General features: G+C 72.0%; 22 protein-coding genes and 1 pseudogene. 13 read left to right on the top strand and 10 right to left on the bottom strand.

The annotated features are described in order from the left end of the window. Positions 1–141: 141 nt before the first annotated feature. The 6 genes from MTF69_RS28205 to MTF69_RS28180 all read left to right on the top strand — a co-directional run bounded on the left by MTF69_RS28205 (position 142) and on the right by MTF69_RS28180 (position 4,702). Positions 142–993 (top strand): helix-turn-helix transcriptional regulator, encoded by an 852-nt coding sequence (locus MTF69_RS28205; RefSeq protein WP_243338965.1) that lies wholly within the window; start codon positions 142–144, stop codon positions 991–993. Positions 994–1,060: 67 nt separating this feature from the next. Continuing rightward, positions 1,061–1,300 (top strand): hypothetical protein, encoded by a 240-nt coding sequence (locus tag MTF69_RS28200; protein WP_308401466.1) that lies wholly within the window; start codon positions 1,061–1,063, stop codon positions 1,298–1,300. 166 nt (positions 1,301–1,466) lie between these two features. Further along, on the top strand, positions 1,467–2,438 hold the full coding sequence (locus MTF69_RS28195; protein ID WP_243338964.1) for an acyl-ACP desaturase: 972 nt from the start codon (positions 1,467–1,469) through the stop codon (positions 2,436–2,438). Positions 2,439–2,533: 95 nt separating this feature from the next. After that, the gene (locus tag MTF69_RS28190) at positions 2,534–2,845 is read left to right on the top strand and encodes a hypothetical protein (RefSeq protein ID WP_243338963.1); all 312 of its coding nucleotides are present in this window, start codon (positions 2,534–2,536) and stop codon (positions 2,843–2,845) included. Continuing rightward, positions 2,838–3,983, top strand: a complete 1,146-nt coding sequence (locus MTF69_RS28185) for a hypothetical protein (RefSeq protein WP_243338962.1) — start codon at positions 2,838–2,840, stop codon at positions 3,981–3,983. The genes MTF69_RS28190 and MTF69_RS28185 overlap by 8 nt, the downstream gene beginning before the upstream one ends. Continuing rightward, the gene (locus MTF69_RS28180) at positions 3,980–4,702 is read left to right on the top strand and encodes a hypothetical protein (protein WP_243338961.1); all 723 of its coding nucleotides are present in this window, start codon (positions 3,980–3,982) and stop codon (positions 4,700–4,702) included. Before MTF69_RS28185 ends, MTF69_RS28180 begins: the two co-directional genes overlap by 4 nt. Before the next feature lie 58 nt (positions 4,703–4,760). On the opposite strand, the gene MTF69_RS28175 is transcribed toward MTF69_RS28180, so the two are convergent. Then, positions 4,761–5,027, bottom strand: coding sequence for a WhiB family transcriptional regulator (locus MTF69_RS28175; RefSeq protein ID WP_243338960.1), 267 nt, complete (start codon positions 5,025–5,027; stop codon positions 4,761–4,763). Positions 5,028–5,127: 100 nt separating this feature from the next. On the opposite strand from MTF69_RS28175, the gene MTF69_RS28170 reads away from it, so the two are divergent. After that, positions 5,128–5,856: a TetR/AcrR family transcriptional regulator gene (locus MTF69_RS28170; protein ID WP_243338959.1), complete on the top strand. Its 729-nt coding sequence runs from the start codon at positions 5,128–5,130 to the stop codon at positions 5,854–5,856. On the opposite strand, the gene MTF69_RS28165 is transcribed toward MTF69_RS28170, so the two are convergent. Together MTF69_RS28165 and MTF69_RS28160 are read right to left on the bottom strand one after the other, a co-directional pair. Beyond that, the gene (locus MTF69_RS28165) at positions 5,819–7,270 is read right to left on the bottom strand and encodes a DHA2 family efflux MFS transporter permease subunit (RefSeq protein WP_243338958.1); all 1,452 of its coding nucleotides are present in this window, start codon (positions 7,268–7,270) and stop codon (positions 5,819–5,821) included. The two genes, MTF69_RS28170 and MTF69_RS28165, sit on opposite strands and share 38 nt — an antisense overlap. Next, on the bottom strand, positions 7,267–8,157 hold the full coding sequence (locus MTF69_RS28160) for an alpha/beta hydrolase (RefSeq protein WP_243338957.1): 891 nt from the start codon (positions 8,155–8,157) through the stop codon (positions 7,267–7,269). Before MTF69_RS28160 ends, MTF69_RS28165 begins: the two co-directional genes overlap by 4 nt. A 321-nt stretch (positions 8,158–8,478) precedes the next feature. Here MTF69_RS28160 and MTF69_RS28155 point away from each other — a divergent pair, with 321 nt between their 5' ends. After that, complete coding sequence (locus tag MTF69_RS28155; protein WP_243338956.1) at positions 8,479–8,706, top strand: hypothetical protein; 228 nt, start codon at positions 8,479–8,481, stop codon at positions 8,704–8,706. Further along, positions 8,691–9,044: a S41 family peptidase gene (locus tag MTF69_RS28150; protein WP_374324072.1), complete on the top strand. Its 354-nt coding sequence runs from the start codon at positions 8,691–8,693 to the stop codon at positions 9,042–9,044. Before MTF69_RS28155 ends, MTF69_RS28150 begins: the two co-directional genes overlap by 16 nt. Here the strand turns inward: MTF69_RS28150 and MTF69_RS28145 are convergent. Both MTF69_RS28145 and ligD read right to left on the bottom strand, forming a co-directional pair. After that, complete coding sequence (locus tag MTF69_RS28145) at positions 9,041–10,747, bottom strand: hypothetical protein (RefSeq protein WP_243338955.1); 1,707 nt, start codon at positions 10,745–10,747, stop codon at positions 9,041–9,043. The genes MTF69_RS28150 and MTF69_RS28145 overlap by 4 nt on opposite strands. A gap of 106 nt (positions 10,748–10,853) precedes the next feature. Then, the gene (ligD, locus tag MTF69_RS28140) at positions 10,854–11,873 is read right to left on the bottom strand and encodes a non-homologous end-joining DNA ligase (protein ID WP_243338954.1); all 1,020 of its coding nucleotides are present in this window, start codon (positions 11,871–11,873) and stop codon (positions 10,854–10,856) included. A 75-nt stretch (positions 11,874–11,948) separates the two neighbouring features. On the opposite strand from ligD, the gene MTF69_RS28135 reads away from it, so the two are divergent. Then, positions 11,949–13,019, top strand: coding sequence for an ATP-dependent DNA ligase (locus MTF69_RS28135; RefSeq protein WP_243338953.1), 1,071 nt, complete (start codon positions 11,949–11,951; stop codon positions 13,017–13,019). A gap of 569 nt (positions 13,020–13,588) precedes the next feature. Beyond that, a complete protein-coding gene (locus MTF69_RS28130; RefSeq protein ID WP_243338952.1) occupies positions 13,589–13,855 on the top strand; it encodes a hypothetical protein in 267 nt (88 codons plus the stop codon). Between the two features lie 130 nt (positions 13,856–13,985). On the opposite strand, the gene MTF69_RS28125 is transcribed toward MTF69_RS28130, so the two are convergent. Next, a complete protein-coding gene (locus MTF69_RS28125; RefSeq protein ID WP_243338951.1) occupies positions 13,986–14,720 on the bottom strand; it encodes a dienelactone hydrolase family protein in 735 nt (244 codons plus the stop codon). Positions 14,721–14,942: 222 nt separating this feature from the next. Here MTF69_RS28125 and MTF69_RS43820 point away from each other — a divergent pair. Then, positions 14,943–15,032 (top strand): annotated as a pseudogene (locus tag MTF69_RS43820) (NUDIX domain-containing protein); the annotation flags it as partial. 387 nt (positions 15,033–15,419) lie between these two features. On the opposite strand, the gene MTF69_RS28115 reads toward MTF69_RS43820, so the two are convergent. The 4 genes from MTF69_RS28115 to MTF69_RS28100 all read right to left on the bottom strand — a co-directional run bounded on the left by MTF69_RS28115 (position 15,420) and on the right by MTF69_RS28100 (position 20,736). After that, the gene (locus tag MTF69_RS28115; RefSeq protein WP_243338950.1) at positions 15,420–16,079 is read right to left on the bottom strand and encodes a GPP34 family phosphoprotein; all 660 of its coding nucleotides are present in this window, start codon (positions 16,077–16,079) and stop codon (positions 15,420–15,422) included. A gap of 83 nt (positions 16,080–16,162) precedes the next feature. Beyond that, positions 16,163–18,241: an MDR family MFS transporter gene (locus MTF69_RS28110; protein WP_243338949.1), complete on the bottom strand. Its 2,079-nt coding sequence runs from the start codon at positions 18,239–18,241 to the stop codon at positions 16,163–16,165. Positions 18,242–18,341: 100 nt separating this feature from the next. Next, positions 18,342–19,691: a 6-phospho-beta-glucosidase gene (locus MTF69_RS28105; protein ID WP_243338948.1), complete on the bottom strand. Its 1,350-nt coding sequence runs from the start codon at positions 19,689–19,691 to the stop codon at positions 18,342–18,344. Positions 19,692–19,746: 55 nt separating this feature from the next. After that, positions 19,747–20,736 carry a helix-turn-helix domain-containing protein gene (locus tag MTF69_RS28100; protein WP_243338947.1) on the bottom strand — a complete coding sequence of 330 codons (990 nt, stop codon included), beginning with the start codon at positions 20,734–20,736 and terminating at the stop codon, positions 19,747–19,749. 226 nt (positions 20,737–20,962) lie between these two features. On the opposite strand from MTF69_RS28100, the gene MTF69_RS28095 reads away from it, so the two are divergent. Continuing rightward, entirely contained in the window at positions 20,963–21,631 is a 669-nt protein-coding gene (locus MTF69_RS28095) for a helix-turn-helix transcriptional regulator (RefSeq protein WP_243338946.1), read from the top strand. The last annotated feature ends 7 nt before the right edge of the window (positions 21,632–21,638 follow it).

The following is a 21,638-nucleotide window of genomic DNA, read 5'->3' as shown; positions in this document are numbered from 1 at the left end:
CCGTGTGAGACTTGCGCTACCGACCGTAGCGCAACGTGGTGCACAGTGCTACTACTTGTACGACCACTTGATGTTTTCTCATGGCATTTCCGGACTCACGAGGGCGCTCCCGCATGCCCCCGACCGGAGGAGAGGGGACCCGTGCCACCGAGGAGTACGCCGACTGCGCGCCAGCAGCGCCTGGGCTCCGAGCTGCGCAAACTCCGCGAGCAGTCGGGCATGTCGGTGCAGCAGGCGGCGGCGCTCATGGGCGTGGACCGCACCCGGATCCCCAACATCGAATCCGGCCGGATCGCGATCGGCGCCGAGCGTGTCCGCACCCTCGCCTTCAACTACGACTGCCCCGACACGGGGCTGGTCGACCTGCTCGCCTCGATGGCCCAGGAGCGCGACAAGGGGTGGTGGGAGCAGCACCGGGGAATGCTGCCGCCCGCACTCCTGGACATCTGCGAACTGGAGCACCACTCCGTCGCGTTGCACACCGCCGTGACCACGCACATACCGGGGCTGCTGCAGACCGAAGCCCACGCGCGAGCCGTCTTCGACACCGCCGACCCGCCCCTGCCCGAACCCGACCTGCAGGCGCGGCTCGCCCTGCGGATGCACCGCCAGCAGGTGTTCGCGCGCGAGGCACCGCCGTTGTACGAGGCGGTCGTGCACGAGGCGGCGCTGCGCATGCAGTTCGGCGGCCCGAAGGTGGCACGCGCGCAGCTCGAGCACATATTGGAGCAGTCGGAGCGGGCGCGCACGACCGTGCGCGTGATTCCGTTCACCGCCGGCGGGTTCCCCGGCGCCGGCCAGTCCTTCACGTACGCGGCCGCCACGATCAGCGAGCTGGACACCGTGCAGCTGGACAGTTCGCACGGCTCGATGTTGCTGGATTCGCAGATGAAGCTGCTCCGCTACCGGGGCCTGCTGGAGCGGCTGCGCTCCCTGGCGCTGCCGGCCCGCGACTCCCGCGATTTCATCCGCGCCATCGCACAGACCCTCTGACCGGGCCGACCGGCCGACCGGCTGACTGACCACAGAGACGGATCCGACGAGGAGACGAGAGAACGACATGGGCACGACGACCACGACCGCGACCACACCGGCGACCCCGTCGGCGACGGCCGGCATCGCCTGGGACGAGGCATTCTGCAGCGAGGGGGCGAACTGTTTCCGCTTCGGGCGGGACGCCGAGGGGAAGGCGTACATCGGAACCACCGAGTCCGCCGCCTACGTCACCGACTCGATCGACGCGCTCCGTGCGCTGATCTCGGCCGTCAAGGCGGGAGCCGCGGACCACCTATTGGCGTGACTTTGGTCCCTTCAAGCCACGCCACGCCCCCTTCAAACTGCACAGATAGCGGGATGTAACTGGACAGACCCATCCCTGGGGCTTGGCTGGTCTTGATGTCGCGCTTAACCTACGACTCCGTAGGCTACGGAACCGTAGGTAATTCGCTTTGCACTCAGGAGTACCCGTGACGATCACCTCTCCCCACCTCGGCAGCTCGGAGGCGTGGACGGACGCCAAGCTGCTGTTCGCGCTGGAAGAGGTGGTCGAGAAGGAACTCAACCGCCATCTGACGGTCACCAAGGACTGGATGCCCCACGAGTACGTCCCGTGGAGCGACGGCCGGAACTTCCCCGGTTTCTTCGAGGACGGCGAAGCCTGGGACCCGGAGCAGTCCAAGGTCACCGAGATCGGCAAGATCGCGCTCGTCGTGAACCTGCTGACGGAGGACAACCTCCCCAGCTACCACCACGAGATCGCCTCCCTTTTCGGCCGCAACGGCGCCTGGGGCACCTGGGTGCACCGCTGGACCGCCGAGGAGGGCCGCCACGGCATCGTGATGCGCGACTACCTGCTGGCCTCGCGCGCCGTGGACCCGGACAAGCTCGAGGCATTCCGGATGCAGCACATGTCGGAGGGGTTCGAATCCGACAACCGCCACTCGATGCTGCACTCCGTGGCGTACGTGGCCTTCCAGGAGCTCGCGACCCGCATCTCGCACCGCAACACCGGCCACCAGTCCGGTGACCCGGTCTGCGACCGCATGCTGGCCCGCATCGCGCAGGACGAGAACCTGCACATGATCTTCTACCGCAACCTGCTGGGCGCGGCCTTCGAGATCGCCCCGGACCTGACGATGCAGGCCGTACGGGACGTCGTGGTCGACTTCCGGATGCCGGGACACGGCATGCCCGGCTTCGAGCGCATGGCCGCGCAGATGGCGATCGGCGGGGTCTACAACCTGCGGATCCACCACGACGACGTGCTGAGCCCCGTGATCCGCTTCCTGAAGATCATGGACATCGACGGTCTCGGCCCGGACGGGCAGAAGGCCCAGGAGGAGCTCGGTCTCTTCATGAACGGCCTGGACTCCGAGGCCCGCAAGTTCGACGAGCGGCTGGCCGCCCGCGCGGCGCGCATCGCGGCCCGCAAGGCCTGATCCGGCCCTGCGCCACGACCTGACCTGATTCCGCTCGCTCGGGCGGGTGACGACGATTGCCCTGGCAGAGCCCCGCTCTGCCAGGGTTTCGCGTCATGACCGCCATGACGCCGCTCCAGGTCGAGATCGACCAGCTGACCCGCCTCACCAACGCCCTGGACACCTCGCTGACCGCCCTGCGCGAGGCCCGGCGGGAGCTGGACCACGTACGGGCCGACCAGCTGGGCACGGCGGACCTCGACGCGGCGTGCGACGGCTTCCAGGAAAGATGGGGCCACGGCACCAAGGAGCTCGCCGGGCGGATCAAGGCCGTACGCGAAGGCGTGCGCCGTAGCGCCGCCGGGTACGCGGAGCTCGACGAGGCCATCCGTGCGGCCTTCCGGCAGGCGGCGCCCGCCCGTGGCTGACTCCCCGGCCGCCGATTTCTCCGCGCTCGGCTTCGACCCGGCCCCGGGGAGCCCGCTCGCGGTCCTGGCCCTGGCCAAGAAGCTCCGCTCCTCGGCAGACCGCCTCGCGGAGACCTCCCGCGTCGTCGACGCCCTGGTCTCCCACAGCTCCGCCTGGCAGGGCGAGGCCGCCACCGCCTTCCGCGCCTCGCTGTCGCGGGAGCTCCCCCGCCACCTGCGCGCGGCCCACACCTCGCTGGCGGAGGCCGCGCGCCGACTGGCCGGCTGGCACGACACCCTGGCCGCCCACCGCGCCCTGGCCTCCCGATACGCCTCCCAGGCCGCCGCGGCCACCACCGACGCGGCCCTCACCGATGCCCGCCGGATGGCCGGTGAGCTGGCCTCGGAGCACTCTGCGGCGGCCCGCCGGGTGGCGGACACGCTGACCGCGACGGCCGAGCGGCTGGCGCCGAAGGAGCCCGGGGTGCTGGAGTCGGTCTGGAACAAGATCGTCGACAATCCGGCGGACGCCCTCTCGAACGCGGCGGCCATTCTGGGAGCCGCCGGTGCGGCCGTCGCCCTCTTCTTCCCGCCGGCCGGGATGGCGGTCATGCTGGTCGCCGGCGGGCTCTCGCTGGCCGCCCTGACCGCGCACCTCGCGGACCCCGGCTTCCGCAAGCCGCTGGCCGACGGTTTCACCCGGGGCAAGTTCGACGCCGCGTTCTGGAAGAACGGCGTGACGCTGCTCGGCGACGGCCTCGGCGCCGTCCCGGGCGTGGCCGCCGTCGCCTCGGGCGCGAGGGCCGGTACGGTCGCCGCCCGCGCGGCCATGGCGGTCCCGGAGGCGGGCGCCCTGGCGGGCGTCTCACCGGGCGCGGGGGCGTTCGCCCGCACGACATGGAACACGGCGGACGAACTGCGCAAGGTGGAGAGCCCGCTCGCCTCCTGGGCCCTGCGGTCGTCGACCCCCGAGGTCAGGGAGCGGGTGGGGGTGGCGGTGGCCGGCACCGGAGCGGCCACGGCCGCCGCCGACTACACCGGCGACGACGAGGCCGTGGACCGCGGCTCCACGGCGGTGGACGGCGCCCGTGTCGCGGTGGAGGACGGTCCGTCCACGGTCGCGAGGTCGGCCCGTCTCTGGACGCTGGTGCAGCCGTGACGAACCACCCCGTCCCACCGGTCTGGTTCCGGCTGCCGCCCGGGTTCCACGACATCGGCCCCGAGGACCGGGACGCCCTGGAGGAGGTCGCCGAAGCCCTGGGGGATCTGGGCGACAGCAGCGGCGACGGCGAGGGCGACAGTGCGGGTGCGGGTGGGGGGGCCGGCGCCGGAGCCGGAGCCGGTGCCGGCGCGGGGTCACAGCTCGGCCGGCTGATGGACTGCCTCGACGAACTCGCCGGTCAGCCCGGACTGCACCTGGTCCACACCTCGGTCGGCCTCCACCCCGAGGGTCCGCAGACCGTGTCCACCTCGCTGTTCTCCCTCGCCGTCCGGCGCACCGAGGACGCCGGGGCCGGGGCCGGCGTGGCGCGGATGGCCCTGGCGCTGGCCCGGTCCGCCTTCGGGAGCGGCTCGACGCGCCGGTTCCTCGACCTGGCCTCGGGCCTCCCGTGCGCCCTGGTCTCCGGGCTCCTCCCCGTCCCCGTCCCCGGCACCGGACCGGGGCTGTTCCTGGCCAGGGCCGTCACGGCGCATCCCGACGGACGCCACCTGCTGCTGCTCGACCTCACCAGCGCGGCCACCGGGCACGCCGACGCCTACACCGCCATCCTGGAGGCGGTCGCGCACACGATCGCCTTCACCGATCCCCGGCCCCGGCCGCCCGGGCCGCCGCCGAATGGCACCGGGACCTCGCGGATCCTGGAGGTGCTGGGGTGACGTCGCCGCCCTGACCTGACCGCCCGGGAAGGTCGCCGGGCGGTCAGGTCAGGTCAAGTCAGGGGCGCCGGCGCAGGGCCTGGCGTTCGGCTTCGGACAGGCCGCCCCAGACGCCGAAGCGTTCGTCATTGGCCATGGCGTAGTCCAGGCAGGGCTTGCGGCCCTCGCAGGCCCCGCACAGCCGCTTCGCGTCGCGCAGTGAGGAGCCGGGCTCCGGGAAGAAGAAGCCCGGGCCCGTCTGGGCGCAGAGGGCGAGCTCGTACCAGGCCGGGACGGCGGTGACGGTATCGGTATCGGTATCGGTATCGGTGGTGTTCATCGACATGCCGCAGAGCCTGTCCGGGGGCGATGGACGTCCGATCAACGCCTGATCAACAGCCCGGAGTGAACGACCGTGCGTGCGATGATTTCGGTACCATGGCGGCATGGCAGACGGACGCGTGGAGCGCGGGAACCAGACGCGGCGGACGGTCCTGGAGCGGACGATGAGCATCGCCTCGGTGGACGGCCTGGAAGGGCTGTCCCTGGGAAAGATCGCCACGGATCTGGGGCTGAGCAAGAGCGGCGTGTTCGCCCTCTTCGGTTCCAAGGAGGAGCTGCAGCTCGCCACCGTGCAGGCCGCCCGGTCCGTCTTCGTCGAGCAGGTCGTACGGCCCGTACGGAACGAGCCCGCCGGGCTCGCCAAGGTGTGGCGGCTGTGCGAGAGCTGGCTCGACTACTCCGGCCGCCGTGTCTTCCCCGGCGGCTGCTTCTTCTACTCCGCCTCCGCCGAGTTCGATTCGCGTCCGGGGCCCGTCCACGACGAGATCGCCGGGATCCGCGGCGACTGGACGCGGTACATCGAGCGGCTGCTCGACGAGGCCCGGCTGACGGGCGGGTTCCGCGAGCCGGCCGGCGTCGAGGACGTGGAGCAGCTCGCCTTCGAGATCATGGCGATGATGGAGCTGGCCAACGCGCACTCCGTGCTGCACGAGGACACCACGGCCTACGACCGGGCCGCGCGGGGCATCCTCGCCCGGCTGCGCGCGGCGACGGCCGCCCCGGAGGAACTCCCGGAGCGGCCGCCCGTACTCGCGTTTCCGGCCGCCGGCTTCTCCGCCGACGACGCCCCGGCCGTCAGCCTTCCGGCCGCGCCGGCTTCGCCCGACCGCTGAGCCGCATCGAGCCGCCCGCGACCGCCGCGCCCAGCGCGGTGACCGCGGTCAGCAGGAAGACTCCGCGCCAGTGGTCCCCCGGCCCGGACCCGGTGAGCAGGGCCGCCGTGCCGGCGACGCCGAGCGCGCCGCCGAGCTGGCGGGCCGTCATCAGCAGGCCGGTACCGGCCGCGAAGCGCTGCGGCGGGAGGCCGGCCGAGGCCGTCGTGGACAGCGCGGTCACCACGACCCCGATGCCGAGGCCGCCGAGGAGGCCTGCGGGCAGGAAGATCTGGGCGTACGAGGTGGATTGCCCGACCCAGCCCCACAGCAGCAGGGCGTTGGCGGCGAAGAGCAGCGATCCGACGGTGACGGCGGCCCCTTGGAGGCGGGCGGGGACCCGGCGGCCGACGAAGAGGGCACCGGCCATCGCGAGGACGGCGCCCGGTGTGACGCCGAAGCCCGCTTGCAGGACCGAGTAGTTCCAGCGCTCGATGAGGTAGGACGGCCCGGTCAGCAGCCACGCGTACATGGCGGCGCCGAAGAGCAGGGCTCCGATGTTGGCGCGGGCGAACAGCGGGTCGCGCCACAGGTCCCGGTCGACGGCCGGGGCGGGATGGCTGCGCGAGCGGCGCAGCGCGAGGGTGCCCGCCAGGGCGCCGCCGATGACCAGGGCGAGCACCTTCGGGTCGGTCCAGCCCCACTCCGTGCCCTGGGAGAGCCCGGCCACCACTCCTGCGATGCCGAGGGCGAGGGCCGTCGTACCGACGGGGTCGGGGAGCCGGCGTCCGGTGCGGGGCTCCCGGGGGATGACGCGGGCGGCGGCCCAGCAGACGGCCAGGCCGAGCGGGACGTTGATGAGGAAGATCGCACGCCAGTCCCACCACTCGACGAGCAGTCCGCCGATGCTCGGGCCGACGGCGGCGGCCAGTCCGCCCGCCGCCGACCATGCGCCGAGGGCGGAGGCCCGGCGGGCGGGCGGGGTGTGGGCGAGTACGAGGCCCAGCGCGGCGGGGATCATCCCGGCGGCGGCCGCTCCCTGGAGGGCGCGGGCCAGGATGAGCAGCTCGGCGGTGGGGGCAGCGCTGGCGGCGAGCGAGGTCAGGGTGAAGGCGAGGGTCGAGCCGAGGAACAGGGTCCGGCGGCCGAGGGTGTCCGCGAGCCGGCCGGCCGCGGCGAGCAGGGCGGCGAACAGTACGGCGTAGGCGCTGACGACCCAGGTCAGGCGGGCCAGCGACACCTCGGGGAAGGCCCGGCGCAGGTCGGGGAAGGCGACGTTCACGACGGTGGCGTCGAGGAAGGCGAGGAAGGTGACGGCACTGGCAAGTGCGAGCACCCGCCCGCCCCCGGGGCCGCCCTCGGCCCCTCGCCGCCCGGAATCGGGCGCGGTGCTCGGCTCGGGCACGATGACCGGCTCGGGATGGGTGGACGTCATCGGGTGGCTTCAGTGGTCTCGGCCGGGCTCGCCGCACGGGTCTGTGACGCGGTCGCGCTGAGGAACTCGACGGTGGTCGCGATGACGTGTGGGTCGAGGAGGATGCGGCGGTGGCCCAGTCCGCTCGTCTCGATCAGGCGGGCCCGCTCCCCGTAGGCCGCCGCGAGGGCGCGGGACTGGCCGGGGTCCGCGGTGTCATCGTCCGCGTCGTGCACGAGCAGGATCTGCGAGGGGATCTCCTCGGGGTGGCGCCGCGCGTCGAAGCGGGGCCAGATGTCGGGCTCGGACGGGAAGAGCCTGCGCTGGATGTGGCGCCGCATGGCGTCCTCGACGGCCTGGTTCACGCCCAGCATCGCGCGGAACCGCGCGGCGAGGAAGTCGAAGTCGGCGATGGCGCCGATGCCGACGATCCGGTCGGCCCGGATCCCGTCCCGCAGCGCGAAGAAGGTGGCCACCACCCCGAAGGAGTGGGCCAGGACGTCCGAGAACTCCCCGTACTGCGCGTGCAGTCGGCGGATGATCTCGCGCTGCCGGAGGATGGTGGTGGCCCGGCCGCCGGACGCGCCGTGACCGGGTGCGTCGAAGGAGACCACGGTCCGGCCCTCGGCCAGCAGCGCCTCGACGAACCCGGCGAAGCGCGAGGCGCGCGAGGTCCAGCCGTGCACGATGAGCACCGGCCGGTCGCCGTCGCCCCAGCGGTACGTGGTCACGGGTATCCCGTCCACGACGAGCCGGCCCGTCACGGCCCGGGCCATGACCTCCGCTTCGCCGGGCTTCACCTTCGGCCGGCCGAGCGGCCGCACGAACAGCGCGAACGCCACCCGCCCGACCGGTCCCGGGGCGACCCGGGCGGTGATGTTGAGGGTCGTGCTCAGGAGTGAAGCCATGGGGTGCATGCCCGGTTCTCCGGATCTCCTCAGAGTGGCCAGACGGTGCTGGCGGGTCAGGGTGACGGCAGGATATTAGCACGATCGTTCGTGTTGTTATGAAGTGATCGCGCGGGCAGGCTCCCGGGGGTAGCCCCACCCGGGGCGGGTGGGGCGCCGGATGTCCCCGGCCGCCCCGGATCCTGGTCCGGGTCAAGGGACTTCGACGAACGGGGACAGCACGATGACCGGTACAGGCGCAGGCAAACCTCCACCGCGGGCCGTCCGCCCACCGGGGCGATCGGTATCTGACAGCTCGACGGCTACGGCACCGTGCTCCGCGTGGAGTCCGGACGGCTCCAGGAGTACCAGGTCACCGGGATCAGCTGCCTGCCCGGCGCGAGCGCGCGGCGGGTTCCGGACAGCGGGAGCTCCACCGCCTTCCGCTACGCCACCGAGGACGGCGAGGTCCTCACCGTGCGCCCCGGATCGGTGCACGTCGAGGGCTCGGTCGGCGTCCGAGCGACCTGCCCCCTCGCCGCCCTGCCCGAGCGGTGCCGCGAGGCCTAGGAGCCCGGTCCCGCCGCGGACCCGGTCGCCACCTTCGAACTCGAGACACCGAAAGCGCGGGCGAGACCTTCACCCTGGCCCTCATGGAGCGCCCCGGCCGGCCGATGCGCATCGGCCGACCGACCCAGGGGGTCTTCTCCGACGTGCTCGGCCGCGCCCTCCCCAACGGCTGGAAGCTCGGCCTGCCCAACGAACAGTTCCTGACCCGCACCGGAAAGACCTTCGACGGTCCGGGCATCCCGGCCTACGTCACCACCCCGGTCTTCACGCAGGAGGAGTTCGACGCGCACCGCGACTCCGCCTTCACCGCCGCCCTGCGCCGCCTTCCCCGGGTTTAGCGCACCGTGACGTTGACGGAGTCCGTGGTGTTGTTGAAGCGGGTGGTGCCGCCGTCGGTGAAACGGACCTGCCAGTCACCGGAGCCGGTGGGGATGACCGACCTGCGGTAGTAGCCCGTCGAGCTGGTCGTCGACGAGCTGACCTCCTTCCAGGTGGTGGAACCCGTCGGCTTGAAGAAGTAGTGCACCTTCTGCCCCGTCAGCGGCTTGGCGGTGCCCTCCGGGGTCAGCGTGTACAGGGTGCCCTTCATCGTCAGCGGAGAGCCCTTGGGGAGGGTCCGGGGGAGCTTGCTCGGGGCGAACCAGGTGTGGAGCTTGGACGGCTTCAAGAGCTTGGTTCCGGCGCTCGGAGCGCGCGTCTTCGACCCCACGACGCTGAGCCGGTAGGCGTTGGCCGCGAACCTCGGGACGTCGGCCGTCACGGAGAAGGCCGTGCCGAACGCCCTGGACGCCGTCCGCACGGTCCACCACGTGCCGTCCGGCTGCAGGGCCTGGACGGCGATCGTCGCATCGGTCTTGATGGTGCTGTCGATCAGGAGCGCCTTGCCGGTGAACCGCAGCTTGCCGTCGGAGGTGGTGGTCAGCTTCTCCTCGGTCATCCGCGTGGTGTTGTTGACCTTGGCGATGGAGAGGGACCCTCTGGTGGAGGTCTCCAGCCACGGGCCGTAGGTCCAGACGTTCCAGGTGCCGGGCTGCTCCACCCTGGCCAGGACCCTGAAGCTGCCGTCGGCCCTGGTGGCACGCCCGCTGAGGTAGTTCGTGCAGCTCGCGGGGGCGACGCACTTCCCGTGGGTGTCGTGCCCCGCGCCGACCGGCTTGACCGTGCCGTCGTCGGCGAGGCGGGTCATCTTGCCCGGGAACCAGTTGTAGCCGTAGTCCAGGGTCAGGTCCTTGGTCGGCCCGGTCATCGTCACGAAGGCCTTCTGCGGCTTGATCTTGAGGGCCGCGTGCCCCTCTCTGTGGCTCAGGTCGTCGCCGAACTCAGCGGTCAGCTTCAGAATGCCCTCCGTGCCCGTGGCCGAGAAGGGGATGGAGTACCGGCCGTCGGCGTCGGTCTTCCCGGAGAAGGAGTTCGTCGAGTAGGTGGAGACCTTCACCTGCGTACCGGCCACCGGCACCCGGGCGCCGGTCTTCGGGTCCTTGGCCGTGACCCGGCCGGTGGCCACCGCACCCCGGCTGTCGAGGGTGAACTCCTGCTTGCTGGAAGCGATGTCGATGACGGCGTCCGGGCCGTAGAAGAACTTCCCGCTGCCGGACCGGCTGCCTTCCTGACCGGTGGCCGGGTCCTTCGCGTGCAGGTCCACCTCGTAGAAGCCCACCGCGTCCAGCACGATCGGGTCACTGTCCCAGTAGCTGTAATCGTCGTGCTCGGTGAACTTCTTGAACGTGGTGATGCTCTGCACGACCTCCGTGGTGCCGGCCCGGCGGACGTCGAGCCGCACCGGATCCATATTGGTGTCGTCGAGCGTCGCCTGGTACCGGTCGAAGCCCAGCACCTCGACGAAGGGCAGGGGCACCCCGACCGTCTCACCCGTGGTCCTCACGGTCGGCTTCTTGCCCGCCGGAGCAGGAGCAGGAGCCGGGGCCACCGCGGCAGCGGGCGCGTCCGAGGGCGCCGGCGCGGCCACGGCCCCCACCGCGCCGGACACCGTGAGGACCACCGTCGTACCGACCACCATCAGCAGGCTGCTGATTCTGCGCACAAATCCCCCATGTACATGCTTCGTTGTTTCGTTCAACGAATTCCGCATGCCATGACTCACCGGGCCGCCCGATGGTTGTACGCGGCCCCGGACGGCGCGTGGGCCGTCAGTCCTCGTGCTTCGCGCGGCTCGGCTGGACCCGCTTGGGCTCGCCCGGCATCTTCGGATAGTCCGGCGGGTACGGCATGTCGCCGAGGCCGTGGTCGTGTTCGTGACGGTCGGCCAGTTCCAGCGCGGCGTCCAGGGCGAAGGCGTGCTCGTCCATGTCCGCGTGCAGATCGCCCAGTTCCGCGAAGCGGGCCGGCATCGTCACGATGTCGAAGTCGCGCGGCTCCGCTTGGTCCAGCTCGTCCCAGCGCAGCGGCGCGGAGACCGGGGCGTGCGGGCGCGGACGGATGGAGTAGGCCGAGGCGATGGTGCGGTCGCGCGCCGTCTGGTTGTAGTCGACGAAGATCCGCTCGCCTCGCTCCTCCTTCCACCAGGCGGTGGTGACCTTACCCGGCATCCGGCGCTCCAGGTCCCGGCCGATCGCGATGGCGCACCGGCGGACCTCCGTGAAGGTCCAGCGCGGCGCGATCGGCACGAACACGTGCAGGCCCCGGCCGCCCGAGGTCTTGGGCCAGCCGCGCAGACCCAACTCCTCCAGCAGTCCGCGCAGTTCGTGGGCGACCGCGACCGCGTGGTGGTAGTCGGTGCCCGGCTGCGGGTCCAGGTCGATGCGCAGCTCGTCGGGACGGTCGGTGTCCTCCCGCCGGACCGGCCAGGGGTGGAAGGTGAGACAGCCCAGGTTGGCGGCCCACAGGACGGCGGCCGGCTCGGTCGGGCACATCTCGTCGGCGGTGCGGCCGCTCGGGAAGGCGATGTGGGCGGTGGGGATCCAGTCGGGCAGGTTCTTCGGGGCCCGCTTCTGGAAGAAGGACTCGCCCTCCACCCCGTCCGGGAACCGCTCCAGGGTCGTGGGCCGGTTGCGCAGGGCGCGGGTGATCCCGTCCGCGACCGCGAGGTAGTAGGCGGCCACGTCCCCCTTGGTGAGGCCGCGCTCGGGGAAGTACACCTTGTCCGGGCTGGACAGCCGGACGGCCCGGCCGCCCGCCTCCAGCTCGATCGCTTTGCCCGCTGCACCCATGTGCGCCACGGTAGGCGGACCCGCGCGGCCCCGCACACCGAGCGCGCCCGGGCGTACCACCCCAGAATCGGAGACATGGATCTGCCGGTCATGCCACCCGTGAAGCCGATGCTCGCCAAATCCGTGTCCACGATCCCACCGGGCATGCAGTACGAGGCCAAGTGGGACGGCTTCCGCGCGATCGTCCACCGCGACGGGGACGAGATCGAGCTCGGCAGTCGCACCGGCAAGAGCCTGACCAGGTATTTTCCCGAGCTGGTGGAGGCACTGAAGGCCAATCTGCCCGACCGCTGCGTGGTCGACGGGGAGATCGTCGTCATCCAGGGCGGGCGGCTCGATTTCGACCGGCTCAGCGAGCGGATCCATCCCGCCGCCTCCCGGGTGAAACTGCTCGCCGAGACGACCCCGGCCTCGTTCGTGGCCTTCGATCTGCTCGCGCTGGGCGACGAGTCCCTCCTCAACACACCGCTCGCAGACCGCCGCGCCGCCCTGACCCGCATGCTCTCCACCGCTCGGCCCCCCGTCCACCTCGCGCCCGCGACCACCGACCCCGTGCTCGCACGGGAGTGGTTCGAACGATTCGAAGGCGCCGGGCTCGACGGGGTCGTCGCCAAACCCCTCGATCTCCCCTACCGGCCCGATGCCCGCCTCATGTTCAAGATCAAGCACGAGCGTACGGCCGACGTCGTCATCGCGGGATTCCGTTTCCACAAGAGCGGTCCGATTGTCGGATCGCTGCTCCTGGGGCTGTACGACGCCCACGGCACGCTCCAGCACGTGGGCGTCTGCGCCGCCTTCCCGATGAAGCGCCGCGCCGAGCTGATCGACGAGCTGGCACCGCTCCGGATGCCCGACCCCGAGGGGCACCCGTGGGCCGCCTGGGCCGAGGAGTCCGCCCACGAGAGCGCCCGGCTGCCCGGGGCGCAGAGCCGCTGGACCGGAAAGAAGGACCTGTCCTGGGTACCGTTGCGCCCCGAGTGGGTCTGCGAGGTGGCCTACGACCACATGGAGGGCGACCGGTTCCGGCACACCGCGCAGTTCCGCCGCATGCGGCCGGACCGGGAACCGCGGAGCTGTACGTACGCCCAGCTGGAGGAGGTCGTCGGCTACGACCTCGCCGAGGTCCTGAGCACGAAGGCGACCTGAGGTCCGCCGCACGGCCGGGCTGGGGGATCCACCCGGCCCCGGCCGTCAGCGCGCGGTCAGTTGCTCCCCACTCCGCCCGGCTCGGGCCGCCGGTGTTCGGCGCGTAGTCGGGCCGTGCCGCCAGCCAGCGGGCCACCCGTGCCCGGACGTCCGGGTCGGTGTACGGCCGCTCCGGCGGGTCGGCCAGGTGCCGGACCCTGGCGCGCGCCCGCATCGCCTCCGGGTCCTCCAGCGCGCAGTCGAACAGCGCGGCCACCTCGCGGGCGGTCCCCGCGTGCCCGGCGCGGGCCCGGAACCGCTCCCCGATGGCCCCGTCCGCGACCACCTGGAAGTCGAACCACGGCTTGAGGGTGCGCACCGCCCACGCGTGGTGCTCGGCGGCGAACCCTACCGATCCCGGGTCCTGGTGCGCCGTACGGGCCACCCTGCGCGCGGCCCACAGGGTGAGCGAAGTGCCCTGCCCGAACGTCGGGTTGGTGTGGGTGAGGGCGTCTCCGACCGGGACGAACCCGCTCGCCACCGGCCCCCGCTCGTCGGCCGGGGCGCTCCAGCGGTTGTCCAGGCCTGCCGTGGCCAGTACCCCGGACAGCGGTTCGGCGCCCAGTCCCAGCCAGGCCGCACCGGGCGGGAAGGTCCGCGCGGCGGCCTCGAGCACCGCCGAATCGCGCAGCGCGGAACGCGTGGCGTCCCCGGTGTGCACGAACAGGGTCACGGCGAACAGCCGGTTGTCGGCCGGGAAGACCGCGCACCCGGCGAAGCTGCCGCCCGTCACCGCCCAGGGGCGCCGCGGCCCCTCCTCGCGGCCTTCGGGCAGCCGGTACCAGCGGCAGAAGTAGGCGAGGCCCGTGCGGTGCCGCTCCACGACGCCCGGGCGGCAGCCGATCGCCGCCAGCCACCGTTCGGAGCCGCCGCGCCGGCCGCCCGCGTCCACGACGAGGTCTCCCTCGTACGCCCCCGCCTCCGTGGTCACTCCAAGTCCTCCGTCACGGGCAGGCACTCGGCGAGCAGGTCGACGACGTCGCGCCAGGCTCGCTGCGCGTGCTGTGGGTGGTAGCCGACGCCGGGGACCGTGGGGTGGTCGACCGGCGGGTGGTGGAAGGCGTGCAAGGCTCCGCCATAGACCGCGAGGCGCCAGTCGACACCCGCGGCCTGCATCTCAGCGGTGAACGCGCTTCGTTGCGCGGGCGGCATGATCGGGTCTTCCGACCCGACCCCGGCCCACACCGGGCAGCGAATGCGCGCCGCCTCACCCGGTCGGCCCGTGGTCAGTGCGTTGACGGTCCCGATCGCGCGCAGGTCGACGCCATCGCGCCCGAGTTCCAGCCCGACGGCGCCCCCGGTGCCGTAGCCGACGGCGGCGATCCGGTCGGGTTCAGTCCTCGGTTCGGCGCGCAACACGTCGAGCGCCGCATGGCCGATCCCCCGCATCCGGTCGGGATCAGCGAGCAGTGGCATGCAACGGGCCAGCATCTCCTCGGGGTCACCCAAATAGCGCCCGCCGTGAAGGTCGAAGGCCAGCGCTACGTAACCCAACTCGGCGAGAGCGTCGGCCCTGCGGCGCTCGACGTCGCTGAGCCCCATGCCTTCTGGTCCGAGCAACACCGCGGGCCGGCGGTCGACACCGGCCGGGAGCGCGAGGTGCCCGATCATCGTCAAACCGTCGGCCGGATACTCGACCGGACGCGTCGTAATCGTCGTCATGAGACTGGACTGTAGTGATCGCCGAGCCCGGTCCGGCCGGTGTTCTGCCGCTGGCAGAACAGCGCGGGTATCCCTCTGAAATACGTCCCCACGGCAGCGCTGTCGGAATCATCCCGTTGCCCCTTTGGGGAGCATCTCGGTCACACCCGCATGACAGGCGGGTGTCCCTGAACTCGTCCGTGCAGAGCGCCCTGCCGTCCACCAACGCGCAGGTTCCGGCGACTGAGCGGCCAGAAATTCGCGAACCCGCCTGCTTTCCCCGGCGGCAAGGTCGACCCCGGGGAGGGCTTCGAACAGGCCGCCGCCCGCGAACTGGCCGAGGAAACCGCGCTGCGGGCCGCGCCCGAGGAGGTCCGGATCGTGTCGGTCCTGCTCGCCGCTACGCCCCGTCCGCGGCGGTGCTGCGCGCCTGGCGGCCCGACCTGGCGCCGCGCCTCCCCCACGTACCGTCGTACGACTATCTCGCGCCGGCGTCCGTACCCCCTCGGGCACGTACCCGTGGAACGGATCATCGGGACGGCGGCAGGTTGTCCCGATGGGAGGGGGCGGTCGGTGCGCGCTGGGGAGGCCACGAGCATGCCGGACGCGCCTTCCCCGGTCCCTCATGGACCACCGGGGCCGCGCCGGGATCAGCGCGGAGCAGCCGATCGCCCCCGAACGCGGGTCCCGGCCCTCCGGCCCGGTGCGCGGCGGCGGGACTCAGGTCACGGTCACCACCGTCGCCGCGGTGACCGCGGCCATCGCCAGCTGCATGTCGCGGATCGCGGCGCGGATGCTCTCGGCCTCCCAGTGCCCCTCGGATATCGCCGCCGTGCGCGCGGTGATCTCTTTGCGCGGGATCCCCGGGAAGGCCAGGCCGTGCAGGCCGGCCGCGTGGATCACCGCGACGAGGCTCGCGGTGCGCTCGTCCGGCTCCGCGCCCTTGGACACCGCGGAGGCGAGCCGCTCGCGCAGTTCGCGCTCGGCCGCCCCGTCGCTCTCCGGATAGCGGCGTACCGGGAACACCCCGAGGGCCTTGCGCCGCTCCTCCACGACCACCCCGCGCCCGACCAGCCACTCCACGACCGGGCCGACGGCCTTGGCCTGGTCCTTCGTCAGCCATTCGGACACCCGGCGCCTGGTCCGGCCGCGCATCCAGGCCCGTATCGACTCGATCCGGCCGTCGAGCAGTTCCTCCCCCGTGGGCGGGGCGTCCACCAGCTCCAGGTACTTGCCCGAGACCCGAACCCGCTCCGCGAGGACCAGTTCGAGCAGGAGCGCGCCCGCCACTGCCCAGTTGACCGACTGCCGCTGCTTGACCGACCCGGACTCGTCGTCCAGCGACAGCAGCATGACCTCTTCGGCCAGTGTGATCCGCATCCCGGCACCCCCGCACCCGTAGAACCCGTAGAACCTCTTTCACCACCAGACGTCCACGCCCGCCGGAAAGTTCCCCGTCCGCGCTACGGCCGCCCCGCCATCGCCCGCGGCGCGAAGTTCCCGTCGCCCAGGTCCTCCGCCAGCAGCCGCTTCGCGATCGCGTCCGCCGCGGCCCGCAGCTCCGCGCTGCGCGGACGGCCCCGGTCCTTCTCCAGTTGGTCGCCGAGCCACTGGGCCCACGCGGCCGAGATGACGCCCGCCTCCCGCTCCCCCGCCGGGGTCTGCGTGTAGAAGCCGTTCTGCCGCGTCATGTAGCCCTCCTCCACCATCCGTTCGAAGACCGGCAGCAGCACCTCCGGGGGCAGGTGCCGGCGCGAGGCGATGAGTCCCAGGCTCGCGTAGCCGACCGTGCGGGTCATCAGGTCCACCTGCATCACCGCCCACGCACCCGCCATGTCCAGCCGGGTGTCCGAGGAGTTCACGATCCCGCGGGCCGTCTCCGGCCCCATGCTCCGCACCAGCTTGCCGACCGCCAGTTCCAGCAGCTTCGCCGAGTCCCCGGAGGCCGTGGCGGGCGAGCCGAAGCCGTCGCCCATGTCCGTGGAGCCGGCCCGCGCGCTGTCGCGCAGCTTGACCTGCTTGAGGAACAGCGCGACGACGAATCCGACCACCGCCACCGGCACGGTCCACAGGAACACCGTGTGCAGGGTGTCCGCGTACGCGTTGATGACCGGCCCGGCCGCCGCCGGATCCATGCCGTGCACACCCTGCGGGCTCTGCGCCGCGACGCCCAGCTGCTGCGGGTCCTCTCCGGTGGCGCGCGCGGCCTCCTCCACCCCCTTCGCCAGCGCGGGCTTCAGGGTGTTGGCGTAGATCGTGCCGAAGACGGCGGTCCCGAAGGCGCTGCCGAGGGTACGGAAGAAGGTGACGCCCGAGGTCGCGGTGCCGAGGTCGGCGTAGTCCACGGTGTTCTGCACGGCGATGGTCAGCACCTGCATGCACAGGCCGATGCCGACGCCGAGGACGAACATGTAGAGGGATTCCAGCCAGGCGTTGGACTGCGGCCCCATCCGCGACAGCAGGTAGAGCCCGAGGCCCATCACGGCGCAGCCGACGATCGGGAAGATCCGGTAGTGCCCGGTCTTGCTCGTGACGTTGCCGCTGAAGACCGACGCGATCAGCAGGCCGATGACCAGCGGCAGCGTCCGTACTCCCGAGACGGTGGCCGAGTCGCCGTCCACGTACTGCAGGTACGTCGGCAGGAAGGTCATCGCGCCGAGCATCGCGAAGCCGACGACGAAGCTGAGGACGGAACAGACCGAGAAGACGGGGTTGCGGAAGAGCCGCATCGGCAGCATCGGCTGCGCGGCACGCATCTCCACCAGGCAGAACAGTGCCAGCGCCACGACGCCGCCCACGAAGAGCCCGACGATGAGGGGCGAGCTCCAGGCGTACTCGTTCCCGCCGAGGCTCGTGGCCAGGATCAGCGCGCTCGCGCCGGTCGCGACCATCGCAATGCCCAGGTAGTCGATGACCGGCTTGCCGACGGCGCGCACGGAGGGGATCGTCTTCGCGGCCGCCACCACGACCAGGATGGCGATCGGCACGTTGACGTAGAACGCCCAGCGCCAGGTCAGGTGGTCGGTGAAGAGTCCGCCGAGCAGCGGGCCGATCACCGTCGCGACGCCGAAGACGGCGCCGATCGCGCCCTGGTACTTGCCGCGCTCGCGCAGCGGGACCACATCGGCGATGAGGGCCATCGCGGTGACCATCAGCCCGCCGGCGCCGATGCCCTGGATGCCCCGCCACACGATGAGCAGGGTCATGTTGCTCGCGAGGCCGCACAGGAACGAACCGGTGATGAAGACGATGGCGGAGACCTGGAAGACCAGTTTCCGGCCGAAGAGGTCGCCGAACTTGCCGACGAGCACGGTCGCGACCGTCTCGGTGAGCAGGTACGCGGTCACCACCCAGGACATGTGGTCCCCGCCGCCGAGGTCCGCCACGATCGTGGGCAGCGCCGTGCCCACGATCGTCTGGTCCAGGGCCGCCAGCAGCACGCCGAGCATGATCGTGCCGAACACGATGTTGCGCGATCGCCGGTCGAGCACGGGCGGCGCCGCGGCGGATATGGCGGGAGCTGCACCTTCGGCTGTGGTCACACCTCGCACTCTCACAGCGCCCCCGCCCGGCCGCATGCGGCGTTAGCCCATCCGGGCCGGGCGCGGGAGCCTTCGGTGCAGGTGGCCCGGCCGGCCGCCCTCAGCGCAGGTAGGCCAGCCCCGGATGCTCCGCCGCGTACCCGGCCACCAGCCGCCGGGCCACCCCGACCGAGTCCACCAGCGGATGCAGCGCGAAGGCCTTGACGGCGTCCGCCCGCGATCCGCTCGCCGCCGCGGCGAGGACCTCGCGCTCGGCGGCCTTGACCGAGGTCACCAGGCCCACCGCGTGCAGCGGGAGCGGGTCGACGGCGACCGGGTGGGCCCCGTTGGCGTCGACCAGGCAGGGCACCTCGATGACGGCCCCGGCGTCGAGCACCGACAGGGTGCCGCGGTTGCGGACGTTCAGGATCAGGGTGGCGCGCTCGTCCCGGGCGATGGCGCGCATCAGGGCGAGGGCCACCTTCTCGTACCCGCCCGACTCCAGGTCGCTCTCCTCGCGGGCGCCGACGCCCGCGACCTCGCGGTTCTCGGCCATGTACGTCGCCTCGCGCTCGGCCCTGGTGCGGTCCCATGCGGCCAGCGCCGCCCCGGGCGCCTGATCCGGCCGCCCGGCCTCGGCGTAGAACCCCCGCTGCTGGTCGCGCAGGAACGCCCCGCGCGTCTGCTCGGCCTCCTGGTAGGCCCGTACCGTGTCGCGGTTGAAGTAGTAGTAGTGGAGGTACTCGTTCGGGATCGCCCCGAGCGAGCGCAGCCACTCGGCCCCGAACAGCCGGCCCTCCTCGAAGGATTCCAGCGCCTGCGCGTCGGCCAGGAGGCGCGGCAGTTCGTCGCGCCCGCCGATCCGCAGCCCGCGTACCCAGCCCAGGTGGTTGAGGCCGACGTAGTCGATCCAGGCGTCCTCGGGCCGGGCGCCGAGCAGCCGGGCGATCCGCCGCCCGAGCCCCACCGGCGAATCGCAGATGCCGATGACCCGGTCCCCGAGCTCCTCGGCCATGGCCTCCGTGACCACCCCGGCGGGATTGGTGAAGTTGATCACCCATGCATCGGGGGCGGTACGGGCCACCCTGCGCGCGATCTCACGGGCCACCGGCACCGTCCGCAGGCCGTACGCGATCCCGCCCGCGCCCACCGTCTCCTGGCCCAGCACTCCCTCGGCCAGGGCGATCCGCTCGTCGGCGGCCCGCCCCTGGAGCCCTCCGACGCGAATGGCCGAAAACACGAAGTCGGCGCCGCGCAGGGCCTCGTCGAGATCGGTGGTGGCCGTCACCGCGGGGGCGTCCGCGATCCCGGCGGCCTGGTCCGCGAGCACCCGCGCCATGGCGCGCAGCCGGCCGGAGTCCTCGTCGTACAGGGTCACGTGCGACACCCTGCCCTCGGCGTGATCGCCGAGCAGGGCTCCGTAGACGAGCGGTACCCGGAATCCGCCCCCGCCGAGGATCGTCAGCCGCACGCCCTTACCGCCTTTCGCAGTGCCACGTTTCGTGGCACCAGTCTCCCCCGCGGGATCAGTCGACCGGCGACGGCACGGCCCTCAGCCGCGGCAGCTGGTGCGGCTGAGCGCCCGGACCGCCCGGCAGCGGGCCCGTCGGCCGGCCCTGCGGCGTCGAGAGGACCAGCGTCATCCGGGTCAGCCCCATGCCGTCGAGCATCGGGCCGGATTCCGCCACCATCCGGCAGCGCACCAGGCCCCAGCCCGGGTCCGGGTGGCGCACGGTGCGCACGGCACCGTCCTGCTCGGCGGCCTCGGCCCCGTGGGTCGTCAGCCAGTGCGGGACTCCGTACCGGTAGGCGGCCTCCATGAACGGGTCACGGGCCACCTCCTGGCGGATGCTGCGCAGCCCCTCGTCGTCGGGGGCGGCGGCCAGCGCGGTCGCGAACCGGGCCAGCAGCGGTACGCACCAGGCCGGTTCGTGGTCCTCCAGCACGGCCGCGGCGTCCGGGTGGAACAGCACGAAGCGCAGGAAGTTGTCGTCCGGCAGCGCGGTCGGGTGCGGGCGCACCGACTGGAAGAGCCGGTCGAACGCCGAGTTGGTCAGGGCCACGTCCCAGCGGTGGTCCACGAGGAAACTCGGGTAGGGCACGGCCTCCATGAGGGCCGCGTAGTCACACAGGTAGTCGCGCTGCGCCGGATCGTCGGGCAGCCGGTTGTCCTCGGCCGCGCGCCAGGTGGGCGGCGGGTCCCGGTCGACCATGATCCGGAAGAGCCAGAAGCACTGCCGCTCGCTCATCTCCAGGGCCTCGGCCAGGGCTAGCAGCTTGCGGTCCGTCCACTCCTTGACCAGGCCGCGCTCCCAGTTCCCGTACGCGCGCACGCTGATGCGCAGACGCGCCGCCAGGTCCTCCTGGCTCAGCCCCAGTTCCTCCCGGCGCTGGCGCAAAATCTCCTTGCGTCGCTCCGACCGCACGGCGCCGCGTGCGGACTCCTCGCCCGCGAGGCGCTCCCCACCGATGTGGGCGAGCCCTTCGGACGGGCTCACCGCTGCGAGATGTGGCACCGAGAGCTCCCCCCCATCCTTATTACGGTCTGGATCTTCATTTCCGTGTGGCGATCCTGCTACCGACTTCATTCGAGTGTCAACTATTGTGGCAATTCCAGCCTCTGGGCAGCTCGATCGCGCCACAGATGTGGCACGTTCTAGCCGTACGGACAGAGACCGGATAGATTCCTGGAGCCGACCACGTGCCCGTACCCCGACCTCGCGCGATCTAGGAGAACCACTGGTGACAGACGGCTTCCCGGCTCCCGTCGCGGTGGCCAACACGCTCCTGGCAGCCACCGTCACGCGGGTCGCAGAACTCGCGGGCAAGCTGGGCCGCGACCTGAACCAGGTCTTCGACCTGCGCCGCCTCTCCGAGGCCTCCGGCGTACCCGCCGACGTGGTGCGGAGCCTGCTGGACGGCCGGCCCGCCGGTGAGCCCGATCTCCAGACCCGCTTCCTCCAGCGCCTCGACCTCCTGCGGCGCACCCGCGTCAAGCCCAACGGCCGCCGCTACACGCAGCAGGAGATCGCCGACGGCGCCGCCATGTCGCGCCAGCAGGCCGGGGCCCTGATCAACGGGGACAGACGGCCGACCATGGAACACTGTGACGCGATCCAGCGTTTCTTCGGGGTGCACGCCGGATTCCTCACCGCCCACGACGCAGACGCGCTCACGGACGCCCTCCAGCGCACCGAGCAACAGCTGCTTCAGGACTTCGCGGGCCGCGCACGGGAAACCGCACCCGCCCCGGCCGCTTCGGCGGGCGATCCGCTGGCAAGACTTCTCCAGAACCACGGCGTACGGGGCATCGCCTGGAGAGCCGCCCAACTGCCCAGCGACAAGCACCGGGACAAGGTGACCGAATGGCTGGACATGCTTCTCGAAAGCGTCAAACCGAACGAATCCTGACCCAGTC

The sequence above is a fragment of the Streptomyces sp. AP-93 genome, from assembly GCF_022808175.1.
In the GTDB taxonomy this organism is placed as follows: Bacteria; Actinomycetota; Actinomycetes; order Streptomycetales; family Streptomycetaceae; genus Streptomyces.
The sequence above is the reverse complement of the archived record's forward strand: the minus strand, read 5'-3'. Positions and strand labels throughout refer to the sequence as shown.